This is a genomic window from Actinomadura darangshiensis (assembly GCF_004349235.1).
Taxonomy (GTDB): Bacteria; Actinomycetota; Actinomycetes; order Streptosporangiales; family Streptosporangiaceae; genus Spirillospora; species Spirillospora darangshiensis.
The window spans coordinates 1-10,430 of record NZ_SMKY01000308.1; the positions used below are offsets into that span (position 1 = coordinate 1).

At 73.0% G+C, this 10,430-nt stretch carries 6 protein-coding genes; 3 read left to right on the forward strand and 3 right to left on the reverse strand.

Annotation, left to right across the window (positions count from 1 at the left end):
- Positions 1 to 86: 86 nt before the first annotated feature.
- The 3 genes from E1293_RS39155 to E1293_RS39165 all read left to right on the forward strand — a co-directional run bounded on the left by E1293_RS39155 (position 87) and on the right by E1293_RS39165 (position 7,685).
- Positions 87 to 3,638: a bifunctional glycosyltransferase/CDP-glycerol:glycerophosphate glycerophosphotransferase gene (locus tag E1293_RS39155; RefSeq protein WP_132203892.1), complete on the forward strand. Its 3,552-nt coding sequence runs from the start codon at positions 87 to 89 to the stop codon at positions 3,636 to 3,638.
- A gap of 13 nt (positions 3,639 to 3,651) precedes the next feature.
- Positions 3,652 to 5,478 carry an arabinofuranosyltransferase gene (locus E1293_RS39160; RefSeq protein ID WP_165978592.1) on the forward strand — a complete coding sequence of 609 codons (1,827 nt, stop codon included), beginning with the start codon at positions 3,652 to 3,654 and terminating at the stop codon, positions 5,476 to 5,478.
- Positions 5,479 to 5,822: 344 nt separating this feature from the next.
- A complete protein-coding gene (locus E1293_RS39165) occupies positions 5,823 to 7,685 on the forward strand; it encodes a DUF1990 family protein (RefSeq protein WP_165978593.1) in 1,863 nt (620 codons plus the stop codon).
- On the opposite strand, the gene mftF is transcribed toward E1293_RS39165, so the two are convergent.
- From mftF to E1293_RS39180, 3 genes are all read right to left on the reverse strand, one after another.
- A complete protein-coding gene (gene mftF, locus E1293_RS39170) occupies positions 7,583 to 9,109 on the reverse strand; it encodes a mycofactocin biosynthesis glycosyltransferase MftF (RefSeq protein WP_132203898.1) in 1,527 nt (508 codons plus the stop codon). The two genes, E1293_RS39165 and mftF, sit on opposite strands and share 103 nt — an antisense overlap.
- Entirely contained in the window at positions 9,106 to 9,879 is a 774-nt protein-coding gene (mftE, locus tag E1293_RS39175; protein WP_132203900.1) for a mycofactocin biosynthesis peptidyl-dipeptidase MftE, read from the reverse strand. Before mftE ends, mftF begins: the two co-directional genes overlap by 4 nt.
- The coding region (locus E1293_RS39180) for an alpha-hydroxy-acid oxidizing protein (protein WP_207939355.1) at positions 9,863 to 10,430 on the reverse strand (568 nt) is incomplete at its 5' end. The genes mftE and E1293_RS39180, both read right to left, overlap by 17 nt.

Sequence of the window (10,430 nt, forward strand, 5' to 3'; positions counted from 1 at the left end):
GTGAGGGCCCATGGGCCATTGCGTGTGATCCGATTTCCGTTCCGGGGCGTCTCCTGAATAGGGCGGTGGGAACGAAAGGGGCGTCCATGGGGGCGAAGCAAGAGCCGCGGGTCGGGGTTGTGGTGCCGATTCACAACGTCGAGCCGTATTTAGCGGAGTGCCTGGCTTCGATCGCCCGGCAGTCGCTACGCGATCTGGACGTGGTCCTGGTAGATGACGGCTCGACGGACGGGAGCGGGGAGCTCGCCCGCAGGTTCGCCGATGGCGATTCGCGTTTCCGTCTGATCCGCCGGCCCAATGGCGGGCTCGGGCGGGCGCGCAACGTGGGGGCCGAGGCGGCGCGCGGCGAGTACCTGGCATTCGTGGACAGTGACGATGTGCTGCCCGAGCACGCGCTGGAACTGCTGGTCGGGACGCTGGAGCGCACGGGGTCGGACATCGCCTCCGGCAATGTGCAGTTGCTGACCGGAGATGAGCTCACGCAGTCGCCGATGCACCGCCGTCCGATGGGGACCACGCGGCTGCGGACGCACATCACGCGTGACGAACTGCTGATGTACGACCGGCTGGTGCCCAACAAGGTGTTCCGCCGCCGGTTCTGGGACGAGCACGCGTTCCGGTTCCCCGAGGGGGTGTTGTACGAGGACATCCCGGTGACCCTGCCCGCGCACTTCCTGGCCTCGACGGTCGACGTGATCAACGAACCGGTCTACCACTGGCGGCAGCGCACCGCCGGCGGGCCGTCGATCACCCAGCGGCGCACCGAGATCGAGGCGGTCACCGACCGGTTCGCCGCCGTGGAGGCGGTCAGCCGGTTCCTCGGGGAGCGGCCGGAACCGCGGGTGCGGGCCTGCAAGCGGGCGTACGACGTGGTCGCGCTGCGCAGCGATCTGCGGATTTTCCTGAACGTGCTGAACGAGGCCGACGAGGAGTTTCGGACCCGGTTCATGGAATTGGCGCGAGCCTTTCTGGAGCAGGCCGACCGCGGTGCGCTGGACGAGATTCCCGCCATGCTGCGCCTGAAATGGCACCTGGTGGGCCGCGGGCTGCTGCCGGAACTGCTGAAAGTACTGGAGTACGACCGCCGCGGCCTGCGGATACCGGTGACCCGCCGGTGGTGGCGGCACTATGCGAAGTATCCGTTCTGGGGCGACCGCCGACTGCGCATTCCCCGCCAGGTGTTCCGGCTCGGCGAGGAACTGGCGACCCGCGCCCAGTTGTACGAGGTGACCTGGCGGCGTGGCAAGCTGCGCATCACCGGGCACGCTTACATCGACTACGCCGGGACGCGGTTCCCCTGGTCGTCCCTCAAGGTCGTCGGTGTGCGGGCCGCGGGCGCTGGGACCAAGGTGTTCCCCGCGTGGACCCGGCGCGGCCGGAACGCCGACGCGGTGTCGCGCGATCCGAAGCGAAGTCACCGGTGGTCGGGTTTCAGCTGCACGATCGACCCGAAGCGGCTGCGGCGCGAGGGCCGGTACGCGGACGGCACCTGGCTGGTCGCGGCGGGAGTGTACGGCCATGGCGAGATGCGGCGCGGTGCGCTGGCCGCGGGATCGAGCGGCGGGCCACACCCGCCCTGGCGCTATGTGGCCGATGACGTTCGGGTGTTCCCGCTGATCACCCGAGGCGGCACGCTCCGGATCCGGGTGGAGACGGTCCGGGCGCGCCTCACCGGCCACCGGGTGACCGGCGGTTCCCTGGAGATCCGCGGCACGTTCCGCGGCGGCCTGCCGGAAGGCGCCGTGCTCGTGGTGCGCCGGCGGGCCGGGACGGAGCTCGACCGCTACTCCGTGTCACGGGACGAGGAGGCCGGCGACGGTTTCCGCGTCCAGATCCCGCTGCGCGAGCTGACCGCCGACATCACGGGCCAAGGCCCCGCGTCCGAGCGGTTCCCCGTGTCCGAGCCCGACGACGGAGTCGGCTGGCGCCTCGAGCTGAGCCTGCCGGAAGGCGCCGGCGCGTCCGGCGAGCCGGTTCGGCTGCTGCTCGACGAGGACGCGGCCGAGGGCCTGTACACGTTCTCGGGGCGGGAGATCGTGGTCTTCCGCTCCCGGTACGGGTACGCGTGGCTGAAGGCCCGCACGCCGCGGCCGGTCGTCACCGACGCGGCTTGGGAGCAGGACGGGACGCTCGTCCTGGCCGGGGACTTCACCCCCGCGAACGGCCCTGCACGGCTGGTGCTGCGCAACCGCGGCCAGAACGAGGAGCGGGTCTTCGCCATGTCCTGCCAGGACGGCCGGTTCCGCGCCGAGCTTCCGTTGAGCCGCCTGGTGACGCTCGGCGGGGTGCTTCCGCTGGCCGCGGGGAAATGGGAACTGCGGTTCCGGCAGGCGGAGAACGCGTCGGACCCGACCCTCGTCCTGGATCACGCCCTGCCGGAGCGCCTGCCGGTCGAGTCGGTGGCCGATGGCCGGCGGTACGAGTTCCGGCAACAGGGCTACGACCTTCCCATCGTGGAGGTCCATTCCGACCTGCGGCCCGGTGAACGAGGGGCCTACCGCCAGACGCGCACCCGCATCCGGCACTACCGGGCGCCTCGGCGGCTGCGGCCCTTGCGTCCCGCCGTGCTCTATGACAGCTACTCCGGCAAGCAGTACTCCGATAGCCCCCGCGCGCTGCACGAAGAGCTGGTACGGCGGGACGCCGACGTCGAGCACCTCTGGCTGGTGCGGGACGCGCAGGTCGAGCTGCCCGGCACGGCGCGGCCGGTGCGGATGTGGGGTGCCGAGTGGTACGAGGCCATGGCCCGCAGCCGGTACATCGTCACGAACGCCCACCTGCCCGAGTGGTTCGTCCGGCGCGATGGCCAGACCGTCGTGCAGACCTGGCACGGAACGCCGCTCAAGCGCATCGGGTTCGACATCGAGGACGTCCAGTTCGCCAATGTCCGCTACCTGGAGAAGGTGGCCAAGGAGGTCCGCAACTGGAGCTACCTGGTCTCCCCGAACGCCTTCAGTACGCCGATCCTGCGCCGGGCGTTCCGCTACGAGGGGGAGATCATCGAGACCGGGTACCCGCGCAACGACGTGCTCGCCTCACCCGACGGCGCGATGCTGGCCGAGCTGGTGCGCGAGCGGCTCGGCCTGCCACCGGGCAAGCGCGCGGTGCTGTACGCGCCCACCTGGCGGGACGACCGGTTCTACGGCCCCGGCAAGTACCGCCTCGACCTGCGCCTGGACCTTGAGCGGGCAGCGGCCGCGCTCGGTGAGGACCACGTGCTGCTGGTACGGCGGCACCCCAACGTGGTCGACACGGTTCCCGAAGACGCGGGCGGCTTCGTCCGCGACGTTTCCGGTTATCCCGACATCGCCGACCTGTTCCTGGTCGCCGACGTCCTGCTGACCGACTACTCGTCGCTGATGTTCGACTACGCCGGCACCGGCCGCCCCATGCTCTTCTTCACCTACGACCTGGACCACTACCGGGACGAACTGCGCGGTTTCTACTTCGACTTCGAGCACGACGCGCCAGGCCCGCTGCTGGGGTCGTCGGACGACGTGATCGAAGCCCTCCGCTCGATCGACGGGGTCGCCCATGACTACGCAGCACCGTACGAGCGGTTCACCGAGCGCTTCTGCGCCCTCGACGACGGCAAGGCCACCGGGCGCGTGGCGGACCGCATGCTCGAGAAAGGCTGATCCTCCCGCCGGCATGGGCAGGATCATCGGGACGGTCCGGCACCCCGCGGCGACGGCGGCGATCACCTGGGTGCTGGCCATCCCGGCGGCGATGCTGCTGCCCGCGGTCGCCGGTCGGAGCCCCTTCACGCCCCGCGGCGCGGTGCTGCCGATCGCCGTCGGGGGGCTGCTGCTGGCGGCCGGCCTGGCACTCGCGGCGTTCCGCAGGCGAGGCACCGATCCGCCGGCCGGCGCCGCCGCCGGGCTCCTCGCCGCTTGGGTGGCGCTCTCGCTGCGGAACGGGCTGTACGGAACCCCTTTCGGGTTCGCGGGCCTGACCGGCGACCAGGGCCGGATGAGCGCGATGGCGACCCGCTACAGCGCCACCGCGGTCCCGTCCGACGGCATCGTCGCCGGGGTGCCCACCGAGTACCCGCCGCTGTTCCCCTGGCTGGTCGGCCGGGCGGCGGCGCTGCTGGACGTCCCCGCGTGGCGGCTGCTCGGCGACGCGCAGATCCTGGCCGTCTCGGCGGCGGTGCTGCTGGCGTTCCTGCTGTGGGCGCGCCTGGTGCCCGCGCCCGCCGCGCTCGTCATCGCCGCCGCGACCCTGGTCGCCTTCGGCGATCCCCGCAAGGCGCACGAGGTCATCGCGCTGGCGGTGTTCATCCCGTGGGTCCCGGCGGCGATCGGCCGCCCGTCCCGCGCGCGGCTGCACTGGCTGCCGGCCGGGCTCCTCGGCGGCCTGATCGTGGCCACCTACCTGGGCTTCGTGCTCTGGGGCGCGCTCGGCATGCTCGTCCTGGCATGGTCGACGTGGCGGGCGTCCGAGGACCGGCGCGGCTACCTCAAGCACCTGGCGAAGCTGCTCGTGGCGGCCGCAGCGGTGTCCGGCTGGTACCTGGTGCCCTACGCCTGGACGCTGATCCGCGACGGCGGCCAGATGGTCTCGGACCTGTTCCCCGCCCCGGCCATCACGGGCGACCCGTTCCCGTTCCTGGCCGCCACGCCACTGGGCGCCCTCCAGGCGATCGGCCTGCTGGGCATGGTGTGGTACCGAAAGACCGCTTGGTGGGCCACTCCACTGCTCTGCCTGGTGGCCGGCGCCTATCTCTACCGCGCGATGGGCACCGCACGCTATATCCTCACCGGCCACACGGGCCTCTACTACCACACCGCCCGCATGGTCGCGGCCCTGCTGGCCGTTGCCGGTGTGCTCACCCTCATGCACGCCCTACCGGCCCTGGTACGCCGCCTCGCCACCCGCGACACCGTCCCGCACGGCGTCACCGCAACCGCGATCGCCGTTCTGATCGGCTGGATCGGTTTCGCCTACTGGCAGGCTTGGACGCCCCCCACCAGCGATCCCGCCGCCGCCACCGGCAACCGCCGTTATGCCGTCCTCGCGCACACCGAACCACGCCCCGATGGCACCCGCCCGCGGTACGCGCCCGATCGTCCTGCCACACGCTGGTTCCCGATCAACCCGATCAAGCGAGCCGTCAAAGATGCCCTAGGCCCTCATGCGACGCCCCACACCCTCTCCTACGACGAACGCCTTTTCGCCTACCTGCCCTGGCCGGGCTACATAGCGGTCGACCGCACCGCCGCATCCAGCACCAGCCACTGGGACGACCGCCACGCCGCCCTGGCGGCCCTAGCCAACACCACCGGCCCCAAGCCCTTCGCAAACGCCTCCCGGACGACCCCATACGGCCCCATAGACGTATTCATCCTGCGCGCGAACACATCGACCTGGACATGGCAGGACGTCCACTTCCACCCAACCCAGTTCGCCCCCCAGTACTTCACCGTCCGATCCCTGCCGGCCGACACCGTGATAGCCGTCCGCCGCCCCGGCTGAAACGCGCCACCTCCTGCCGGACACGGTGGTTCGACCTGGTCAGGCAGGGTAAGGCGACGCCCGTCGGCCCGGCGGGGCCGGGCGTTGACGAGGCGGCATCGGGGGGCGCCGTGCAACTACGCTGGCGGCGGCGTGCGCGTGCGACGCGCTGGCCCGCCGGAATGGGGATGGCCGGATGGCGCTGGCTGCGGCGGTCCCGCCGGCTACCGCGGAACCGGCTCCGCGCCGGGGCCGTCTCGGAGATCCGGCGGATCCCGCATCGCGGGGGACAGGTGCAGGCCCCGCGGCAGGGCGTTGGCCCGGTCTACCAACGGCGGTATACGGTCCGTGTCTCCGATGCCCCGTTGCCCGCGGCGCAGCTGATCGAGCGGCTGGGCGACGATCTCAACGCCGCCTCGCCGGTGGAGGTCGCCGTCTTCGACAAGACCTCGGGCACCTCCCGACGGCTGGAGGTGGGGGACGAGTACGTGGTCCACATGCCGGGGCCGTGGAACTGCCCGGTCCGGGTGGTGGAACGGACACCGGTGTCCTTCCGGTTCGCGACACTGCACGGACACATGGAGGCCGGGGAGATCGAGTTTCGTGCGCGGGACGTCCCGGACGGCCTCGTGTTCACGATCGAGTCCTGGGCGCGAAGCGCCGACCGGCTGGCGTACGTCCTCTATGAGAGGTTGGGCATCGCGAAGGAGATGCAGCTCCACATGTGGGCGCACTTCTGCACCCGCGCCGCCGAGATGTCCGGCGGCCGCATCGTGGGTGACGTGGAAGTCAGCACGGAACGGGCGGATGTCACCGAACCCGGGCGATGGCAGCGGCTCCTCGCCGGCACGGTCACCGCGTCGTTCGCGCGGACGTTCGCCCTGGCGGCCCGGCTGCGCGAGCGGCCTCTGCACCCCAGAGGCCTGGTGGTCGAGGCCACCCTGATCCTGCATGGGACGTCCCGGTACTGGGGGGTCCCGTTCCTCGACGACCGCGCGGAGCTGCCGGGCCAGGTGCGGCTGTCCCGCGCGCTGGGCCTGCCGTCCGCGCTGCCGGACGTGCTGGGCCTGGCCCTGCGATGGCGGCAACCGCGGACCGGTGGCACGCAGGCCACCGCGGAGCTGCTGCTGGCCACGACCGGGCACGCCCGGCTGGGCCGCCACCTGCTGCGGCCCGCGCGCAGGTGGAGCCCGGCGTTCTACGGATCGCTGCTCGCGCATCGGGCCGGTGACCGGCGCGTCCTGGTGGGCGCTGCGGCGCGGCGGGCCCAGCGCGTCCCGGGTGGTCTCGGGCCGCTGGCGCGCGCCCTGGACGAGCGGCCGCTGCTGCTGGATCTGCTGGTGGCGACCGAGTTCGGCCCGTGGGAGCGATTCGGTGAACTTCGGCTCCATGGCCCCGCGCGAACAGATGACAGCGAACCGACACGTTTCAACCCCGCCCTCAACCCCGTCCCGGAACTGCCCCCTGCGGGCCTCCTGCAGCAGGTGCGCGGACCCACGTACACCGCGGTCCAGCGAAGGCGAAGAGGCACGTCACAGGGAGGTGGCCCGATGAAGAGGAGCACCCGCGTCCTGCGGCGAATGCGGCAATATCACGCCGACCTGCGCCGCCTCCCCCTCAACTTCGACCCGAGCCGGTACGACATGAGCCGGCCGCAGCGCGGCTGGCATGTCGATGACTACAGGCAGCCGCTGCCGGCGGAGCCGCCCGGCCCGCCGGTCGCGGGCGGGAGCTGGGAGGCCGCTCGCAGCCTGGTGCGGAACTACGCGTACGCCGACCGGCGCATCATCCGGGAGGTCTGCCACTCGGGCCCACCGGAGCCGGGCAGGAACATGCTTCTCGAAGGCCGCTTCTACGGGCTGCGCTTCCTCCTCGGCCTCCGCGTCGGCGACGTCGTCGACGGAGTCGTCGAACGGGACGGCCACCAGGCGCGAGTGTGGGGCTGGAACTACGGGACGCTGGAGGGCCACCTCGAACGCGGCCAGATGGACCAGGAAGTACGAAAGTGGCTCGATACCGGCGAGGTCGAGTTCCACGTCCACGCCTTCTCGCAGCGGGCCCCCATTCCGAACCCCATCGTGCGTCTCGGTTTCATCCTCTTCGGCCGTTTCACGCAGGTCAGGTTCTACAGGCGGGCGTGCCGCCGGATGGAGAAGCTGACGAAGGCGGCACTGGCCGCCCAGCGGCGGGCTCCGGGCAACGAGCCTGCCCGTCCCCGGGCCGGCTGACGCGCCAGCCGGTGCGGCAGGCGGACGACCGGGCGCAGGGGAGCGGTCGTGCGGGCGCGGGCCGATGCCGCCGTCACTCCTGACCCGTAGGCGATGTCGTCGGCGAGCCGCAGCGCGGTGTAGCGGACGGGGTCGATCGCCGGGCGTTCGCGCAGCCATTCGAGGGCGATGGGCGCGAGCATGGTCAGGGCGGCGGCGCGGGCGAGGCGGTCGCGCCGGCAGGCGGCGAGGGCGAGCAGGCCGGCGGGCCACCATTCGCGGCGCAGCGCGTGGCCGAGCCCGGTGGCGTCGGCGGCGGCGCCCCTGGCGACGATGACCGCGGCGAGGCTCCAGTCGGCGGGCAGCCGGGCCAGGCGTCTGGCCAGCAGTGCGGTGGCGAGGGCGCCGCAGGCGGCGGCGGGCGCGGGGCGTCCGCGGGCGAGCAGGCCGAGAACGGCGAGGTTCCACAGTGAGGGGCGTGCCGGGGCGAGCCTGCCGGGATGCCGGCGGGCCAGATCGGCGGCGGAGGTGCCGTACTGGTGGCGGCGCCGGGCCCAGTCGACCGGGTGCAGCCGCGGCGTGTGGAGGACCTGGGCGGCGGGCTCGTAGCGTACGTTCCACCCGAGGTCGTTCAGCCGCCAGACGAAGTCGACGTCCTCGCCGAGGCGCAGGCGTTCGTCGAAGAGGACGCCTCCCAGGGCGGCCGTGCGGACGAGCAAGGTCGCGGTGGGCACGAAGCCGAGCCTGCCGCCCGGGCGCGCGAGTGCGGGGCGGGTGCTCATGTCGAGGGTGGAGCGGGCGGCCTCGTAGCGGGCCAGGAGCCGGGTGTCGACGACGCGGGGGACGACCCTGGGAGCGACGGCGGCGACGCGGGGGTCGTCGAAGTGCGGGACGAGGACGTCCAGCCAGCCGGGGACGGGGCGGCAGTCGGAGTCGACGAACGCCACGAAAGGGGTCCGGGCGAGGCGCAGCCCGGTATTGCGGGCGGCGGCCGGTCCGCGGTTGCGATCGTGCCGGACGAGCCGTGCGCCGTGGGCGTCGGCGGCGCGGCGCAGCGGCTCGGGATCGGGGGAGCCGTCGTCTACGACGATGACGGGAGCGCCCTTGACCGCCGTGAGGGCGGCGTCGAGTTCGCCGGCTCGTCCGTAGGCCGGGATCACGACCGTCACGTCGTGCGGGCCTGGACGGGGCAGGGGGAGCGGCGTGGCCATGCCGTTGTCGAGCAGCCGGCGGGCCAGTGCCCGCCCGAGCGGGGAGTCGTCGGCCAGGCCGCGCGGACCCGTCCGGTGCAAAGCGGCCAGGTGCGGCCGGGCGGCCTCGGCGAAGCGCACGACCTTCCAGGGGGTGCCGCCGATGGCGACCCGTCCGCTCGACCACAGAGAGGTTCCCCGGTCCAGCGCGATGGGAAAGCCCGGCGGCAGCGCGCCATCGCCGGCGCCGGTCATGGCCGCAACTCTCCCGAGCGTGCATCCGAGGTGCGGAGGCGGCCGCGGGCGTCGGGGCACCAGCCGTCGATCAGGCGGACGGCGGACGCCGCCATCCTCTGGACGATCTCGCGGCCCCGCTCGGCCGAGGCCCCGGCCGGGTCGCCGAGGACGCCGGACGGCGAGACGGCGCGGACGCCGCGGGCGACCAGGTCGGGCATCAGCTCCGCCTGCGGGCGGGTGTCGCCGGTGACCGTGTCGAACGGCCGGACCAGGTGCGGGGCCAGGTGCAGCATGGCGGAGGTCTCGGTGAATCCGGCGTGGGCGTCGCCGCCGGGCGCTTCGCAGCCGGTCCACGCGACGTCGTGGCCTTCGGCGCGCATCCGGCCCGCGGCGGCGTCGAGGGTGGCGATGTTGCCGCCGTGCCCGTTGACGAGGACCACGCGTCCGGCCCACAGCGCGAGCGAGCGGACGGTTTCCACGATGACGGCGTGCAGTGCCTCGTGTCCGATGGAGACCGTGCCGGGGAAGCCGGCGTGCTCGCCGCTGGCGCCGTAGGCGATGGCCGGGGCGACCTGCACCGGTCCGCCGGACATGGCGCGCAGGCGGGCGGCCGCGCCCTCGGCGACCGCCTGGGCGATCACCGTGTCGGTGGACAGCGGCAGGTGCGGCCCGTGCTGCTCGGTCGAGCCGACCGGCACGAGGACCTGCGAACCCGCCTGGACGCCGGGCCAGGCGGATCCGGCCAGGTCGCGGCCCGCGCCCTCGGGCACGTCAGCCCGCCGGGACATCGGGGACCGCGCCGCCGCCGAGCGTCAGGGCGAAGCCGGGCGGAATGACGAGGTCGTCCGGGGACAGTTCGTGGACGGAGGAGTGCCCGAGGCCGAGGACGGCGGAGTCGAGGCCGCCGCGCATGATGTCCAGGACGTTCTCGACCCCCGCCTGCCCGTTGGCGGCGAGGCCCCACAGGTAGGCGCGGCCGATGAGGACGGCGCGGGCGCCGAGGGCGAGGGCCTTGGCGACGTCGCCGCCGCGGCGGATGCCGCCGTCGAGCAGCACCTCGACCCGGTCGCCGACCGCTGCGGCGATGGCGGGCAGGACGCGGACGGTGGCGGGGGTGGTGTCGAGGTTGTTGCCGCCGTGGTTCGACACCGAAAGCGCGGTGACGCCGGCGTCGGCGGCCCTCTTGGCGTCGTCGACGCGGGTGACGCCCTTGAGCATGAAGGGGCCGCCCCACTCCTTGCGGAGCCAGGCGACGTCGTCCCAGCTGGGCGGTGGCGTCCGCAGCCATTCGCCGTAGGCGCCGAAGAAGGTGGGGGCGGGGCCGTCCGGCGGCTTGAGG

Excerpts from the sequence above, each read along its gene's own strand:
- mftF (WP_132203898.1), bottom strand. The coding sequence starts at position 9,109 with ATGACCGGCGCCGGCGATGGCGCGCTGCCGCCGGGCTTTCCCATCGCG.
- E1293_RS39160 (WP_165978592.1), top strand. The coding sequence starts at position 3,652 with ATGGGCAGGATCATCGGGACGGTCCGGCACCCCGCGGCGACGGCGGCG.
- E1293_RS39155 (WP_132203892.1), top strand. The coding sequence starts at position 87 with ATGGGGGCGAAGCAAGAGCCGCGGGTCGGGGTTGTGGTGCCGATTCAC.
- mftE (WP_132203900.1), bottom strand. The coding sequence starts at position 9,879 with ATGTCCCGGCGGGCTGACGTGCCCGAGGGCGCGGGCCGCGACCTGGCC.